This is a genomic window from Streptomyces sp. NPDC046931, from assembly GCF_040644655.1.
Classification (GTDB): domain Bacteria; phylum Actinomycetota; class Actinomycetes; order Streptomycetales; family Streptomycetaceae; genus Streptomyces.
In genome coordinates, this window is sequence record NZ_JBEYWX010000011.1 from 27,318 (window position 1) to 43,019 (window position 15,702).

A 15,702-nucleotide genomic window follows, 5' to 3' on the forward strand; every position below is an offset into this window, starting at 1 on the left:
CCGTCAGGGCCGTCAGGGCCGTCAGGGCCGTCAGGGCCGTCAGGGCCGTCAGGGCCGTCAGGGCCGTCAGGGCCGTCAGGGCCGTCAGGGCCGTCCGGGGAGGAGAGGGGCTGCGGCGCCTCAGCGGACACCGGCCGGCTCCGTCCGTACGGCGCCGGCGCGCTTGCGGGCCGCGCGGCGGGCGATCGGACCGTACGCGCCGCCCGCCATCACCAGCACCGCGCCCGCCGCGATCGTGCCGAGGATCAGCCGCAGCGGCCCCGGAGAGGAGAGCGGGCCCAGTTCCTGGAAGCCGGCCGGGCGGGCCAGCATGCCGTTCATGGGCCACACCACGGCGTCCACGCGGGCGTCCACCGCCTCGCGCTCCACCGTGCCGCTGAAGGCCTCCGTCAGGTGGGCCGTGGAGTCCAGGGAGCCGCTGCGCTCGTCGCCGAGCATGAACAGCCGGTCCTTCGGGACGGTGATCGTGGGGATGTTCCGGAACTCCGCGGCCTGGCCCTTGGCCAGGTACGACTCGTGGATCTCCTTGCCGTCGACGGTCAGCCGGCCGTCGGTGCAGCAGGCGACGGTGTCGCCGCCGACGGCCACGACCCGCTTGACCAGGGGCATGTCGCCCCAGCTCTTCTCCCGGAAGACGACGACGTCGCCGCGCTTGACGTCGGCTCCGTCCACGCGCTGGGCCAGCACCCGGTCACCGGCGGCGATGGTGGGCGACATGGAGTCGGTCGGCACGGTGTACGGCTTGTAGACGATCGCGCCCCAGACGAACCCGCCGAGGAAGAGCACACAGCCGAGGGCCACGGCCAGCCCCGACAGCGTGCTGCCGAGCCGTCCGCGGCCCTCTTCCGTACGGCCGGTTCGACCAGTCCCGCTCATCCCAGTGCTCCCCAGGTCGGAGAATCGACCCCCGCGGCCGTCCAAGGCCACGGAAGATCGGCGATCTGGGACGGCACCCTACCCGGCGGTACCGCCCCCGGGAACCCGAGGGTTTCCGGCGGTAAGGCGCGCGGTGAGGCGGCGCCTGCGCCACAGGACCAGCGGGAGGGCGCCCGTCAGGCCGAGTGCGGCGGGGGCCGTCACGTCCAGGCCCTGCTCGAAGGTGTCCGGGATCGGCAGCGTGTTCCAGCGGGTGGGCGGCCAGGCGACGACGACGGCGCGGCCCACGACGTTCCCCACCGGCACGAAGCCCTGGTACCTGTCCTGCTGGTGATAGCGGGAGTCCAGCGAGTTCTGCCGGTGGTCGCCCATGACCCAGATTCTGCCCTGGGGAACCGTGACCTTGAACTGGCCACCCTGGTCGTCGACGCTGCACGGGGTGTTGCCCGGGTACACATACGGCTCGTTGAGCGGCTTGCCGTTGACGATCAGGGGGCCGGTGTTCCTGCACTCGATGGTGTCGCCGGCGACCCCGATCACCCGCTTGATGAGGTCCTTCTCCTCCGCGGACGGCATCAGGCCGATCCAGCTCAGGGCCGTCTGGAGGGCGTTCGGAGTCGTGGTGGGCTCGCCCGCCAGCCAGTTGTCCGGGTCGTGGAAGACGACGACCTCGCCGCGGGTGGGCTGGGAGCCGAACCAGGGGGTCAGCTTGTCCACGAGGACGCGGTCGCCCTGCTGGAGGGTGTTCTGCATCGAGTCCGAGGGAATCGAGAACGCCTGCACCAGGAACGTCTTGATCAGCAGCGCGAGGACCAGCGCGATACCGATGAGGAGCGGAAGTTCCTTCCAGAAGGAGCGCTGCTTCGGCGGCTGGCCCGTCTGTCCGCCGCCGCCCTGGGTGACACCGTCGTCCGATGGGTCACTCCCGGAGCCGGTGTGGTCGGGCGAGGCCGGGGAAGCCGCGTCGTCGGGTCGTTGCGGCCTCTCTTCGGGGCCTTCGTGCCCAGACCGTGCTCCGACCGCCAAATCCCCCACATCCACTCCTCACTCCGTACCGCCGCCGGCGCCTGAGTCGGCGCAGGCCCACCACTCCCATAACGAGCGGGAGTTCCGCAGGGCTCGGGAGGGGGATCAATCCGTATCGATCCGCGGAGGCCACCCTATGCGACGGACCGAGCGCGGTGGTCGACCCGCTCGGCACGGACGCGTAAGTGTCTGGTTCCCTCAGACGTGTCCAGTGCCCTATGGGCCAGGCGATGACCATGGCGCGGCCGACGACGGACTTCTCCGAGACGGTACCGCCGTACTTCTCGGTGCGGTGGTAGCGCGAGTCGGCCGAGTTGGCCCGGTGATCGCCCATGACCCACAGACGGCCCGGGGGCACGGTCATGGAGAAGGCGAAGTCCGAAGGTTTGTTTCCCGGGTGAATGTACGGCTCGTTGAGGGGCATGCCGTTGACGGTGACGCGGCCTTGCGCGTCACAGCATTTGACGGTGTCTCCGCCGACCGCGACGACCCGCTTGATGAGGTCCTTGTCGTTGTCGGAGGGCAGCAGGCCGATCCAGGTGAGCCCTTCCTTGATCTGCTTGACGACGACCGGGTCGTTCTTCTTGGTCGTCTTCTCGCCCGCAAGCCAGTTCCCGGGGTCCCGGAAGACGACGACGTCGCCACGCTGCGGCTTGGAGCCGAACCATGGGGTGAACTTGTCCACAAGGACGCGGTCGCCGATCTGGATCGTGTTCTCCATCGAGCCGGACGGGATCACGAAGGCCTGCAGCAGGAAGGTCTTCAGGACCAGCGCTATGAGGACGGCGACGCCGACCAGGAGCGGTATCTCCTTGGCCGCGGAACGCCTTCTCTTGCGCTTGACCTTGCGCTGGAGCTTGCGCCGCTCGGCGCGGCTGCGCCCGGTGGGGCCGCTGCCGGCGGCGCGCCGTGCGCCGGTGGGCAGGAGATTCTGTGTGGCGGTGTCGGCCGGCAGGCCGCGCGGCTTGCCGCGGTTACCCATGGACACCGTCCGCCTTCTCCGGCGCGCCGGCCGCCGCGGCGGGTACGCGCGCGTAGGCGCCGGGGCGGGGCAGGCGCCGGAGGTCCGCAGCCGGCCAGACCACCCAGTCGGCCCTGCCGATCACGGCGCCGAGCGGGATCATGCCGCCGCCCGGGGAGCCCAGGTGGTCACGGGAGTCACTGGAGTCGCTGCGGTGGTCGCCGAGCACGAAGAGGGTGCCGGCGGGCACGACGACGTCGAAGGGGACGTCGGACGGGCTGTTCCCCGGGTAAAGAAACGCCGACTCGTCGACCGACCGGCCGTTCACGTCGAGCCTCCCCTCCCTGTCGCAGCAGACCACATGGTCTCCCCCCACACCGACTACCCGCTTGATGTAGTCGGCGTTCCCGAAGTATCCGGTGCCGTCGAACACGACGACGTCTCCCCGCTGCGGTTTCGATCCGAAACGGTACGCCAACTTATTTACGAGCACGCGGTCCCCAACCCTCAATCCGCGTTCCATCGAACCGCTGGGAATGTCGAAGGGCTGTACGACCCAGGTGCTGAGGGTGAGCAGGAAGAGCAGACAGATAAGGACGGCCAGGGTGATCCGTCCGCCGGGCAGCCGGCCGGCGATCCGGGACACCGACGCGAAGCGCGACCGGCCCTCCGCACCCGATGTGTCCGAGGTCTCCTCGGGGTCTCGGGGGCTGGAGGAGCGGTCGCGCTCCGTGTGCTGTGTCTCGGTGTCCATCGGGGCCAGATGCTATCCGGCCCCGGCAGGGACCCCGGGAGGCGCTCAGTTCTCGCGCTTCTCCTTGATCTTCGCCGCCTTGCCGCGCAGCTCACGCAGGTAGTACAGCTTGGCGCGGCGCACGTCGCCCCTGGTGACGAGCTCGATCTTCTCGACGATCGGGGTGTGCACCGGGAACGTGCGCTCGACGCCGACGGAGAAGGAGACCTTGCGGACCGTGAAGGTCTCGCGCACACCGGAGCCCTGGCGGCGGATCACTACGCCCTTGAACTGCTGCACACGGGAGCGGTTGCCCTCGATGACGCGGACGTGGACGTTGACGGTGTCACCGGGGCGGAACGCCGGGAGGTCGGTGCGCAGCGACGTGGCGTCGACGGAGTCGAGCAGGTGAGACATTTCGTCTGCTTTCTTCGCCGATGCCACAGGTCATCGACGGAAGGTAGTTTTTCGGTAAGAAGTCGCCGACCGGGTCGGGGCGGGCGTCGTATCCCCCCGTGGCAGGGGCGCACGCCGGACCTCGGACAACAGCCGCCTATTCTTCCACGGTCCCGGTCCTGCGCCAAAATCGGCCGTGCGCTGCGCCTTCCGAATCCGGTGCCCAGCCCAGGATGGAGAGCATCTCGCGGTCCTTCTTGTCGAAGGCCGAGGGTTCGCAACGCTCGATCAGATCGGGCCGGTTGGCCGTCGTGCGCCTCAGGGCCTCGTCCCGGCGCCAGCGGGCGATCCTGCCGTGGTGGCCGCTGAGCAGCACGTCGGGGATCCCGCGCCCGCGCCAGGCCGGCGGCTTGGTGTAGACGGGCCCTTCCAGGAGGTTCGCCATGGCGCCGGGCGCGAAGGAGTCGTCCCGGTGGGAGTCGGCGTTTCCGAGGACGCCGGGCAGCAGCCGGGCCACCGCTTCGGTGATGACGAGGACGGCCGCCTCTCCGCCGGCGAGGACGTAGTCGCCGATGGACACCTCGTACACGGGTATGCGGGTCGCGTACTCGTCGATGACGCGGCGGTCGATGCCCTCGTAGCGGGCGGGCGTGAAGATCAGCCACGGGCGCTCGGAGAGCTCGACGGCGAGCTCCTGGGTGAAGGGGCGGCCGCTGGGCGTGGGGACGATCAGCGCCGGAGCGTGGGAGCCGGACTCGTAGCCGTCGGAGAGGACGCAGTCCAGGGCGTCACCCCAGGGCTCGGTCTTCATGACCATGCCGGGACCGCCGCCGTAGGGGGTGTCGTCGACGGTGTTGTGCCGGTCGTACGTCCAGGACCGCAGATCGTGCAGGTGCACGTCGAGCTGTCCCCGCGCGCGTGCCTTGCCGACGAGGGAGACGTTCAGGGGTTCCAGGTACTCGGGGAAGATCGTGACGACGTCGAGCCGCATCACGCCTCGTCTCCCACGACGTCGATCTCGGCCCGGTCGTCGATCAGCCCGGGCGGCGGGTCGATGACCGCCCGCTGCTGCTCCAGGTCGATCTCGGTGACGATCTCCGCGACGAACGGGATCAGTACCTCGGTGCCGTCCGCGCGCTCCACCACGAACAGGTCCTGTGAGGGCAGGTGCGAGACCTCGGTGATGCGGCCCACCTGCACGCCGTCCCCCGTGACGACATCGAGGTCGATCAGCTGGTGGTCGTAGTACTCGTCCTCGCCCTCGGGCAGCTCGTCCGGGTCGACCTCGGCGATCAGGAGGGTGTTGCGGAGCGCTTCGGCGGCGTTGCGGTCGACGACGCCTTCGAACCGCAGGAGCAGGTTGCCGCTGTGCACCCGGCCGGACGCGATGGTGAGCGGCCCCGTGGAGGCGGGATCGGTGGCGAGCACGGCGCCGGGCGCGAGCCTGAGTTCGGGCTCGTCGGTACGTACTTCCACGGTGACCTCGCCCCTGATGCCGTGGGCGCGGCCGATCCGTGCGACTACCAGCTGCACTTGTGAAGATCTCCTGTCGTGACGACCACGGGCCGGGGACGGCCCAGTGGCCCTCCCCGGCCCGTGCCGGTGCTGTGTTGCGTTCAGCGGACGTGGTCCACGTCGACTAGGTCGACGCGGACACCGCGGCCGCCGATGGCGCCCACGACGGTGCGCAGAGCGCGTGCGGTGCGGCCGTTGCGGCCGATCACCTTGCCGAGGTCGTCCGGGTGGACCCGGACCTCGAGCACTCGCCCGCGGCGCAGGTTGCGCGAGGCCACCTGCACATCGTCAGGGTTGTCGACGATGCCCTTCACGAGGTGCTCGAGAGCCTCCTCGAGCATGCTCAGGCCTCGGTCGACGCGGACTCAGCCGCAGCCTCGTCCTTCTTCTCGGCCTTCTTCTTCTGGGTGATCGCCTCACCCTTGCCCTCGTCCTCGCCGCTCAGGGCCTCGAACGACGGACGGGTGGCCTTGGGCTCGGCCACGAGCAGCGGCGCCGGGGCGGGCTCGCCCTTGAACTTCTGCCAGTCGCCGGTCTTCTTCAGGATGGCGAGCACGGGCTCGGTCGGCTGGGCGCCGACGCCGAGCCAGTACGCCACGCGCTCGGCGTCGACCTCGATGACCGACGGGTTGTACGTCGGGTGGTACTTGCCGATCTCCTCGATCGCCCGGCCGTCACGGCGGGTACGGGAGTCGGCGACGACGATGCGGTAGTGAGGCGAACGGATCTTGCCCAGACGCTTCAGCTTGATCTTGACTGCCACGGGAGTGGGTTCTCCTGGATTTGACGTGGTGGGGCACGGCGGGACGGCCGCGTGGGGCTGCGGTACCCGAGTGCCCGATGGACGCGTCAGCCGGAGGAGAGAGGGGTCCTGTGCGGCTGTCGAGTACAGCTAGCCATTCTGCCACACCCTTCGGGGGGTCTGAGCCGAGGGGGTCGAGAGGGCCGAGGGCACGCGCGCGTGCGGGCATGCCGAAGGCGCACCCGGCGCCGGGCCCCCGGGCGTGGGTCACGCCACCCGGCGCTCACTGGGTGCTGTCGTCGCTGCGGACGGAGCCGAGCACGGCTGCCACGAGCAGCCGTCCGTTCAGCTCGCCGCGGCCCCCACCGGCTCGGGGATGCGGAACGGCTTGCCGCAGCCGCCGCACACGATCGGGGCCTGGGCCAGCACCGACGGGACGACGCGGACGTTGCGGCCGCAGTCGCAGACCGCCTTGACCCGGACGCCGCCCCCGGAGGAGCCGTGCCGCGCGGCAGGGCCCCGGAAGCTGCGGGCCGTGTCCGCGGCCGTCGCCGCCGAGTGGGCCTTCAGCGCGCGCTGGAGCCGCTCCATGGTGGGGCGGTAGCGCCGCTTCGCCTCGGGGCTGAGCGTGACCAGGGAGAAGCCGCTGCTCGGGTGCGGCTCCTCGGGGTGGTCCAGGCCCAGCTCCTCGGCGATCGCGAGGAATCTGCGGTTGTGGTAGCGGCCGGCGCGGGAGGTGTCGCGTACTCCGCGGGCGGCGGCGATGCCGTGGACTGCTTCGTGAAGCAGTCGCTCGAATGAGAGTTCGTGCCCGCAGGCGGACGACGACTCTCCGATCAGGGACTCCGGCGCGGCGAGATCCGGCAGTTCAGGGTGGTGCCGTTGAATGTCGGCCCACGCCTGTGCCAGCTCTGCGGCGAGTACAGGTGGTGTCGTGCTCACGTAATGACAACGAGCCTGGGGGCTCCCGTGTTCCTATTCCGGGGCATCCCAAATAATTTGCACGTACCCGTCAGTTGCCGCTGATGCGTCCTGACGAGGGCGGGTGCGCTGATCTGCGGAGAAGCCTCACAGCTCCTACCAAGCCGGTGCGTAGTGACGCGTACGGCCCGGCGCGTAGACGAGGCCCGCGCGCCGGGGCGGCTGGGTACTGCGGATGCGCAAGAGGCGTTTCGGTCGCTCTCCCGCTTCTGCCCGTACTTCAGTAAGCGCGCGTGACGGCCGCGACGTTACCCGGGTCGTCCTCGGCCTCCGGCACCGGCCCGTTCCCGGCCACCGGACACCGTACGGTCACCGGGCGCTCGGCGAGCTTCGTCTCGCCGTCCTCGCCCAGCACCGCCCAGTGGATGCGCGCCCAGCCTCCGGCGGTGGCCCCCTCCATGGCCTCCCCGATCGTCGGCACGTCCGCCGTCCGGGACTCGCGGCGCGCGCGGGACTGCGCGAGCAGCAGGGCCTGGTCCTCCTCGAGGATCCCGGGGAGGAGGCTCGCCAGCCGGCCGGTCGCCACCGGCTCCTTCCCCCCGGGGAAGCGGCGGGCCACCATCGCCGTGCCGTCGGCCAGGTCACGCGGACCCGTCTCGATGCGGACGGGCACGCCCTTGAGCTCCCGGTCCACGGCGCGGCGGCCGAAGGGGGCGTCGGTGCGGTCGTCCACCTGGACGCGCAGCCCGGCCGCCTTCAGCCGGTCGCCGACCTCACGGACCTTGGCCAGAACCGAGTCATCGCCCTTGATCGCGAGCTTGATCGCGAGCACCACGACCAGGATGTGCGCGAGGCGCGGCGGAACACGCAGTCCGTCGTCGTCGCCGTGCGCCATCACCGGGGCGCCGATCATGCGGGTCGTCGAGCCCCAGGAGGTCTGCCAGAGCAGCTCCGGCCGGCCCTCCTTCGACAGGTACCGCGTGTTGAAGGCTCTGGCGAAGTCCTGGCCCAGTTCGTGGCTGGCGGCCATCCGCAGGGCCTTGCCGTCGCCCATCTTGGCTTCCAGGGTGAGGGTGTTGACGGCGCCCGCGAAGCGCTCCCTGGCCGTCTTGCGGCCGGGGACGACGTCCATCGCCAGGACGCCGCGCATGAAGTTTTCGTAGAGGTGCCCGTCTCCTTGATGCGGGCGTCCATCCCCGTCTGCATCCGCTCCCACGGTCCGTACCCGTACGGCCGGATGACGGGCGCCGTGAATCATTTGTCAGCGGGGGTGACCTGGGGCGCACCAACGGCTCACACGGAGTGCGCCGCACCCCCTGGACGCCACGACGGGCGCGGAGTTACCTGACATACGGGGGCACGGGGGAAAGTGCGAGCGCATGTCACGGGGGGCCACGGAACCGGACACAGCGACAACCGACAGCGGATTGGGGCGCTTTCGATGACACCTACGCTCGCGGGGCAGCACCTCCCCCACGCGGGGGCGGCTCCCCACGTGGACCGGCGTGCACGCGCGCGTGACTGGGCCGAGATTCAGGAACGCATGCTCGTCCCGCTCTTCGAGGCCGTCTACGACCGGCTCGGTGTGGGCGTCGGGACGCGGCTGCTCGCGCTCGGGTGCGGTACGGGCCTCGCCCTCCTGCTGGCCGCCTCCCGGGGCGCCGCGGTCACCGGTGTCGACTCCGGCGCGGACGAACGGCTGGCGCTCGCCCGTGAGCGGCTGCGGCCCGCGGCGCGGTGGCCACGCGCGCGTGCGGACTCACGGATCGTCGACGGCCGCCCACAAGACGCGGCGCCCGCGCCCGGAGAGGGGGCGTACACCCTGCTGACCGCCTTCGGCCCGGCCGGATACGCGGCCGGCGACGACGAGGACCTCGCCGGACAGCTCGCGGCGGCGGCATCGCTCGCCCGGCGCGGGGCCCCCGTGGTGCTCGCCGGATGGGGTCCGCCGGAACGGTGCAGCACCGTGTCGGTGCTCCGGGTCGCGACCAAGCCGGCCGACCCCGGAGGCGATGCGGTCCGCCCGCGCCCCGCCGGGCGCGACGACCTGGAGGACACCGCGCGGCGCTCGGGGCTCCGGCCGGACGGATCGGGGCGGGTCGCCTGCCCGTTCGGGTACGCCGACCTGGACAGCGCGGTACGGGGGATGCTGTCCACGGGGCTGTTCGACGCGGCGATGGACGCGACGGACCAGGAGCAGGTCGGCAAGGAGCTGGCGGAGGCCCTGCACCCGCACCGGCGGGCGGACGGCACGGTGTGGATGCCGAACGTGTTCCGCTATCTGATCGCACGCGTCCCGTAGGACCAGCGACGGCCCGGGACCGGGAGCGACCGCCCGGGACGGGGGCGACGGTCCGGGATCGCTCAGTCGGCCTTCCTCACGCGCAGGATGCCGGCGATCCGGTACGCCTCCGCCTCGTCCAGTGTCTCGTTGACCAGCAGCGCCTCGGCCAGCGCGTCCAACTGACCCCTGTGCTCCTGGAGTTTGCGGCAGGCCTCCCCGTAGCACTCGTCCACGATGCGCCGCATCTCGATCTCGATCACATCCAGCGTCTGCGGGGCCGCCGCGAGGCCGTACGCCTGCTGGGCGTCGCTCGGCAGCGCGGACAGCCGGCCCACCCGCTCGCTCATGCCCCAGCGCGCGACCATGCCGCGGGCGATGTTGGTGACCTGTTCGAGGTCGCTCTCGGAGCCCGTGGTGATGACCCGGTAGACGACCTGTTCCGCCGCCATGCCGCCGAGCGCGCCGATGATACGGCCGCGCAGGTACTCCTCCGTGTACGCGTACTTGTCGGACTCGGGGGTCGACAGCGTCACCCCGAGCGCCCGGCCGCGCGGCACGATGGTGACCTTGCGCACCGGGTCGGCGCCCGGTTGCAGCATGCCCAGCAGGGCGTGCCCGCTCTCGTGGTATGCGGTCCTGCGGCGCTCCTCCTCCGGCATCACGAGCGACCGTTCGGCGCCCAGCTGCACCTTCTCCAGGGCCTCCGAGAAGTTGGCCTGGGTCACCCGGTCCTGCTTCCGCTTGACCGCGAGCAGGGCGGCCTCGTTGGCGAGGTTGGCCAGCTCGGCACCGGTCATGCCGGGAGTGGTACGGGCCACCTGGGCCAGGTCCACATCGGGGGCGAGCGGGATGTCCCGGGTGTGAATCCTGAGGATGGCCTCGCGTCCGGCGCGGTCCGGCGGGGAGACGTGGACGACACGGTCGAAGCGGCCGGGCCGGGTCAGTGCCGGATCCAGGATGTCGGCGCGGTTGGTCGCCGCGATGACGATCACGCCCTCGGAGCCGGAGAAGCCGTCCATCTCGGTGAGGATCTGGTTGAGCGTCTGCTCGCGCTCGTCGTGGCCGCTCACCGACGCGCCCGCGCCACGTGCCCGCCCGATCGTGTCGATCTCGTCGATGAAGATGATCGACGGGGCCACCTTGCGGGCCTCGGCGAACAGCTCGCGTACGCGGGAGGCGCCGACGCCGACGATCATCTCGATGAACTCGGAGGCGGAGGCGGAGAAGAACGGCACGTCTGCCTCGCCCGCCACCGCCCGCGCCAGCAGCGTCTTGCCGGTGCCGGGCGGGCCCGTGAGCAGCACGCCGCGCGGCGCCTTCGCGCCCATCCTGCGGTAGGCGTCGGGGTGCTCGAGGAAGTCGACGACGTCGTCCAGCTCGCCCTTGACCTCGTCGATCCCGGCCACGTCGGCGAACGTGGTGCGCGCGGTGCCCGGCCGCAGCTCCACCGGTCTGGGCGGCGCCTTGCGGCCGAGCATGCCGCCCGGGCCGCCGAGACCGGCCCCGATCCGCCGGGCGAAGAAGACCCACAGCGCCACGAGGATCACGAGCGGCGCGAGCGAGAGCAGCAGGTTGGACAGGAAGCTCCGCTCCTGCACCACGGGCTGGGCGGTGACCGTCACATGGTGCTTGCTGAGGTTCTGCCAGAGCTTGTCGTCCGCGAAGGCGGGGCGCTGGGTCTTGAACTTGGTGTATTTGCCGCCGCCGTGGGGTTTGGCCTGGGGATGCCTGAGCTGCCCCTGGATCGCGTCGCCCTTGGAGTAGATCGTTTTGACGTTGTCGTCGCCGATCTGCCTGCTGAACTCCGTGTACGAGATGGTCGGCTCGTTGCCGCGGTTGTAGTAGGACACCGTGGCGTAGGCGACGAAGAAGACGATCACCGCGGCGACGACCAGGCCCCACCAGCCGCCGCGCATCCTCCTGCCGCCCGGCCACCTGGACGGTTCCTCCGGCGTGCCCTCGGTGCGCCACGGTTTCTCGGGGGTCTTGCGTGGTGGCGCGGCGTTGCTCATACCTCGGACGGTACGGCACCCGGCAGGCCCCGGCACGCGCTGAGGGCGCCCCGGGAAGGGGGCGCCCTCGGTGCGGTACGGCGGGAGCCTTCGTACGGGCCGCCCGGTGAGTCCGGGTCAGCCCATGAACTTCTTGAACTCGTCCGGGAGCTCGAAGTCCTGACCGGCCTGCTGCGGCAGGCCGAAGGCGCCCTGGCCCTGGGCCGCTGCGGCGCGGCGCGCGGCCTCCTCCTGCTCCTGCTGCTTGCGCTTCATCGGGTTGCCGGAGCGCTGCTTGCCCTTGGCCTTCTTCGGCTGCTTCCTGGCCCGGCCGGGGCCGCCGCCCATCCCCGGGATCCCCGGCATACCCGGCATCCCACCGCCCTGCGCCATGCGGGACATCATCTTGCGTGCCTCGAAGAACCGCTCCACGAGCCCCTTGACCGCGCTGACCTCGACACCGGAACCCTTGGCGATACGGGCGCGGCGCGAGCCGTTGATGATCGTCGGGTCCTGGCGCTCGCCCGGCGTCATCGACTTGATGATCGCGCCGATGCGGTCGACCTCCCGCTCGTCCAGGTTGTTGATCTGGTCCTTGATCTGGCCCATGCCGGGCAGCATGCCGAGCAGCTTGCTGATGCTGCCCATCTTCCTGACCTGCTCCATCTGGGCCAGGAAGTCGTCCAGGGTGAAGTCCTGGCCCTTCTTGGACGCCAGCTTGGAGGCCATCTTCTCGGCCTCTTCCTGGCTGAACGTCTTCTCCGCCTGCTCGATCAGGGTGAGCAGGTCACCCATGTCGAGGATGCGGGAGGCCATCCGGTCCGGGTGGAAGGCGTCGAAGTCGTCGAGCTTCTCGCCGTTCGACGCGAACATGATCGGCTTGCCGGTGACCGAGGCGATCGACAGGGCGGCACCACCGCGGGCGTCGCCGTCGAGCTTGGAGAGGACCACGCCGTCGAAGCCGACGCCGTCGCGGAAGGCCTCCGCGGTGTTGACGGCGTCCTGACCGATCATCGCGTCGACGACGAACAGGATCTCGTCGGGCCGCACGGCGTCGCGGATGTCCGCGGCCTGCTGCATCATCTCCTGGTCGATGCCGAGGCGGCCGGCGGTGTCCACGATCACGATGTCGTGGACCTTGGTCCTGGCGAAGTCGATGGAGTCCCGGGCGACCTTGACCGGGTCCCCGACGCCGTTGCCCGGCTCGGGCGCGTAGACGGCCACGCCCGCGCGCTCGGCGACGACGCTCAGCTGGTTGACCGCGTTGGGGCGCTGGAGGTCGGCGGCGACCAGGAGCGGGGAGTGGCCCTGCTCCTTGAGCCACTTGGCGAGCTTGCCCGCGAGGGTGGTCTTACCGGCACCCTGGAGACCCGCGAGCATGATCACGGTCGGCGGCTGCTTGGCGAAGCGCAGGCGGCGGGTCTCGCCGCCGAGGATCGTGACCAGTTCCTCGTTGACGATCTTGAGGACCTGCTGGGCCGGGTTCAGGGCCCGGGAGACCTCGGCCCCGAGGGCCCGTTCCTTGACGTTCTTGATGAAGGTCCGGACCACCGGCAGCGCCACGTCCGCTTCGAGGAGCGCGATGCGGATCTCGCGCGCGGTGGCGTCGATGTCCGCCTCGGAGAGCCTGCCTTTCCCGCGGAGGCTTTTGAAAGTCGCGCTGAGGCGGTCGGAGAGGGTATCGAACACGGCGGCGTCGGTCCTCGGAGTCGGGGTCGTTTCGGGCTGCCCTCCAGGGTATCCGGCCCGGCGAGCAAATCGTCCCCGCCCGTCGTGGCGGGCGGGCGGGGGCCTGTGTCGGCAAACTCACGCTCGCAGCGTCTCCTCCAGCGTGCGCGCCACCGAGGGCGCCTCCTCCCCCGGCAGCGGGTCGCCCACCCCGGTGGTCACGTAGAAGGCGTCCACGGCGTTGGAGCCCAGCGTCGACACATGCGCGCTGCGGACCCGCACGCCCGCTTTGTCCAGGGCCTGCCCGATCCGGAACAGCAGTCCGGGCACGTCCTGGGCCCGCACCTCGATCACCGTGGCGTGCCGGGAGGCCGCCGGGGCGACGGTCACGCGCGGCGGGGGCGCCAGCACGCCCCGGCGGCGGGGGTAGGCCGCGTCCCGCTCGGCCAGGCGGCCCGCGATGTCCAGGGAGCCGTCCAGGGCCCGTACGAGGTCGGCACGCAGCCGTGCGGCCTGCGGCAGCGAGCCGTACTCCGCCGCGACCCGCCAGTCGAGCAGCAGGACGGAGCCGTCGTGGACGCCGTCCGGCAGCTCCAGGGTCCGCAGCTCGGCCGTGCGTACGGTGAGGCGGTGCATGGCCAGGACGCCCGCCACCGCGGGCAGCACGCCGGGCTGGTCGGGCACGGCGACGAGCAGTTCCACGCCGAGGGGTTCCGGCCCGTCGGCCGGTTTGCCGGTGGGCGGCTCGGTCTGTGTGCGCAGCGCGAGGACGGGGCCGCCCGTGCGGAACGCCTCGATGGCGAGCCGTTCCTGCTCGGCGGTGGGCGCGGCGGCCTGGGGGCCCTCGGGCTCGTCGCCGGCCAGCAGTGCCGAGACCCGTTTGACCAGGTCGGTCACCAGTGCGCCCCGCCAGGACGACCAGGCGGCGGGTCCGGTCGCCAGCGCGTCCGCCTCGGTCAGCGCGTGCAGCAGTTCGAGCGTGCTCTGCGAGCCCACGGCCTCGGCGACCGAGCGCACGGTGGCCGGGTCCTCCAGGTCGCGCCGCGTCGCCGTCTCCACGAGCAGCAGATGGTGGCGCACCAGGGTGGCGAGGACGGCGACGTCGCCGCGGTCGAAGCCGATACGGCCGGCCACGTCCCGGGCGATGATCTCGCCCGCGACCGAGTGGTCCCCGGGCCAGCCCTTGCCGATGTCGTGCAGGAGCGCGGCGACCAGGAGGAGGTCGGGGCGGCCGACCCGGCGGGTCAGTTCGGAGGCGCGTACGGCCGTCTCGATCAGGTGCCGGTCGACCGTCCACACGTGCACGGCGTTGCGCTGCGGGCGACAGCGCACGCGCTCCCAGTCGGGCAGCAGACGGGCGATGAGTCCTTCGGCCTCCAGGGCCTCCCAGACGTCGACGGTCGGGCGGCCGGAGCCCAGCAGGGTCACCAGTTGTTCGCGGGCCTCGGCGGGCCAGGGCGTGGGCAGGGGGCGTGCGGTTTCGGCCATGCGCCGTACGGCGTGCAGGGAGAGCGGGAGGCCGGCCTGCGCGGCGGCCGCGGCGGCACGCAGCGGCAGTACGGGGTCTCGCTCCGGGCGCGCGGCCCGGGCCAGCACCACTTCACCGTCCTGCTCCACCACACCCTCGGCCAGCGGGGACCGCTCCGCGACGGGCTTGCCGCCGAGCATGGCGCGCAGCCGGGGCCGGGCGCCGCGTGACCGCAGGACGCGCCCCACCTCGCGCCAGGTGACATCGCTGGCGTACGAGATGACGCGCGCCGCCTCGTACACCTGGCGCAGCAGCGTGTCGGCGTCCAGCAGGCCGAGCTCGGCGGCGACCTGGTCCTGCTCCTGGAGCCCGAGGCGGTCGGTGGCGCGCCCGGTGGTCAGATGCAGCGCGTCCCGGACGTCCAGGAGCACCTGCCGGGCCTCCGTGAGCCCCTCACGGGGGGCGTCGGCGAGCCAGGACGCGGCCACCGCGCGCAGGGCCGTGGCGTCGCGCAGCCCGCCCCGCGCCTCCTTGAGGTCGGGTTCCAGCAGATATTGCAGTTCGCCGTGGCGTGCGGCCCGCTCGGCGCACAGTTCCCGTAGCTCGGGGAGCCGCTTCGGCGCCTGGTTGCGCCAGTCGGCGAGGACGGCCGTGCGCAGGCCCGCGGTCAGTCCCGGATCGCCCGCGAGATGCCGGGCGTCCAGCAGGCCGAGCTGCACCTTGAGGTCCTCGCCCGCGGTCCTGCTGGCCTCCGCCGGGGTGCGGACGGAGTGGTCGAGGGCCAGGCCGAGGTCCCAGACGGGGTACCAGAGGCGGTCGGCCAGGGCGGCGACCGCCTTGCCGTCGCCGCCGTCGTGCAGCAGGAGCAGATCGAGGTCGCTGCGCGGGGACAGCTCACCGCGGCCGTAACCGCCGACGGCGACCAGGGAGGCGCCGCGCAGCCCCTCGGCACCCGCCCCGAACAGCTCGGCGAGCCAGCCGTCGGTCAGTTCGGCGAGGGCGGCACGGCGCGGCGGCCCGGACCGCGCCTCCTCCGTGAGGAGACGCAGCCGGGCCGCCGCGTAGCCGCCGGGTCCCGAGCCCTCTGCTTCCGTACGTACGTCCGTACTCGCCACCCGGCG

14 protein-coding genes and 1 pseudogene are annotated in these 15,702 nt (G+C 71.7%); 1 reads left to right on the forward strand and 14 read right to left on the reverse strand.

Features of this window, described 5'->3' with window-relative positions:
* Positions 1 to 120 precede the first annotated feature (120 nt).
* From lepB (ABZ876_RS20405) to ABZ876_RS20455, 11 genes and pseudogenes are all read right to left on the reverse strand, one after another.
* Positions 121 to 876, reverse strand: a complete 756-nt coding sequence (gene lepB, locus ABZ876_RS20405; protein WP_361782775.1) for a signal peptidase I — start codon at positions 874 to 876, stop codon at positions 121 to 123.
* A 78-nt stretch (positions 877 to 954) separates the two neighbouring features.
* Positions 955 to 1,911, reverse strand: a complete 957-nt coding sequence (lepB, locus tag ABZ876_RS20410; protein ID WP_361782778.1) for a signal peptidase I — start codon at positions 1,909 to 1,911, stop codon at positions 955 to 957.
* Positions 1,796 to 2,884, reverse strand: a complete 1,089-nt coding sequence (gene lepB / locus ABZ876_RS20415) for a signal peptidase I (protein WP_361783225.1) — start codon at positions 2,882 to 2,884, stop codon at positions 1,796 to 1,798. Before lepB (ABZ876_RS20415) ends, lepB (ABZ876_RS20410) begins: the two co-directional genes overlap by 116 nt.
* Positions 2,877 to 3,617, reverse strand: coding sequence for a signal peptidase I (gene lepB / locus ABZ876_RS20420; protein ID WP_361782781.1), 741 nt, complete (start codon positions 3,615 to 3,617; stop codon positions 2,877 to 2,879). The genes lepB (ABZ876_RS20415) and lepB (ABZ876_RS20420) overlap by 8 nt, the downstream gene beginning before the upstream one ends.
* Before the next feature lie 45 nt (positions 3,618 to 3,662).
* Positions 3,663 to 4,013, reverse strand: a complete 351-nt coding sequence (gene rplS / locus ABZ876_RS20425) for a 50S ribosomal protein L19 (RefSeq protein WP_361782784.1) — start codon at positions 4,011 to 4,013, stop codon at positions 3,663 to 3,665.
* A 136-nt stretch (positions 4,014 to 4,149) separates the two neighbouring features.
* Positions 4,150 to 4,983, reverse strand: a complete 834-nt coding sequence (gene trmD / locus ABZ876_RS20430) for a tRNA (guanosine(37)-N1)-methyltransferase TrmD (protein WP_361783228.1) — start codon at positions 4,981 to 4,983, stop codon at positions 4,150 to 4,152.
* Positions 4,983 to 5,525 carry a ribosome maturation factor RimM gene (rimM, locus tag ABZ876_RS20435; RefSeq protein ID WP_361782787.1) on the reverse strand — a complete coding sequence of 181 codons (543 nt, stop codon included), beginning with the start codon at positions 5,523 to 5,525 and terminating at the stop codon, positions 4,983 to 4,985. The genes trmD and rimM overlap by 1 nt, the downstream gene beginning before the upstream one ends.
* An 83-nt stretch (positions 5,526 to 5,608) precedes the next feature.
* A complete protein-coding gene (locus tag ABZ876_RS20440; protein WP_003973401.1) occupies positions 5,609 to 5,848 on the reverse strand; it encodes an RNA-binding protein in 240 nt (79 codons plus the stop codon).
* A gap of 2 nt (positions 5,849 to 5,850) precedes the next feature.
* Positions 5,851 to 6,270, reverse strand: a complete 420-nt coding sequence (gene rpsP, locus ABZ876_RS20445; RefSeq protein ID WP_361782790.1) for a 30S ribosomal protein S16 — start codon at positions 6,268 to 6,270, stop codon at positions 5,851 to 5,853.
* A gap of 324 nt (positions 6,271 to 6,594) precedes the next feature.
* Entirely contained in the window at positions 6,595 to 7,191 is a 597-nt protein-coding gene (locus ABZ876_RS20450; RefSeq protein ID WP_361782793.1) for a hypothetical protein, read from the reverse strand.
* Between the two features lie 259 nt (positions 7,192 to 7,450).
* Positions 7,451 to 8,335: pseudogene (locus tag ABZ876_RS20455) on the reverse strand (His/Gly/Thr/Pro-type tRNA ligase C-terminal domain-containing protein); the annotation flags it as partial.
* 276 nt (positions 8,336 to 8,611) lie between these two features.
* On the opposite strand from ABZ876_RS20455, the gene ABZ876_RS20460 reads away from it, so the two are divergent.
* A complete protein-coding gene (locus ABZ876_RS20460; RefSeq protein WP_361782796.1) occupies positions 8,612 to 9,472 on the forward strand; it encodes an SAM-dependent methyltransferase in 861 nt (286 codons plus the stop codon).
* A 62-nt stretch (positions 9,473 to 9,534) separates the two neighbouring features.
* On the opposite strand, the gene ftsH is transcribed toward ABZ876_RS20460, so the two are convergent.
* The 3 genes from ftsH to ABZ876_RS20475 form a co-directional block, all read right to left on the reverse strand.
* On the reverse strand, positions 9,535 to 11,466 hold the full coding sequence (ftsH, locus tag ABZ876_RS20465; RefSeq protein ID WP_361782799.1) for an ATP-dependent zinc metalloprotease FtsH: 1,932 nt from the start codon (positions 11,464 to 11,466) through the stop codon (positions 9,535 to 9,537).
* A gap of 117 nt (positions 11,467 to 11,583) precedes the next feature.
* Positions 11,584 to 13,134 carry a signal recognition particle protein gene (gene ffh / locus ABZ876_RS20470; RefSeq protein WP_361782802.1) on the reverse strand — a complete coding sequence of 517 codons (1,551 nt, stop codon included), beginning with the start codon at positions 13,132 to 13,134 and terminating at the stop codon, positions 11,584 to 11,586.
* Between the two features lie 117 nt (positions 13,135 to 13,251).
* Complete coding sequence (locus ABZ876_RS20475; protein WP_361782805.1) at positions 13,252 to 15,696, reverse strand: [protein-PII] uridylyltransferase; 2,445 nt, start codon at positions 15,694 to 15,696, stop codon at positions 13,252 to 13,254.
* Between the last annotated feature and the right edge of the window lie 6 nt (positions 15,697 to 15,702).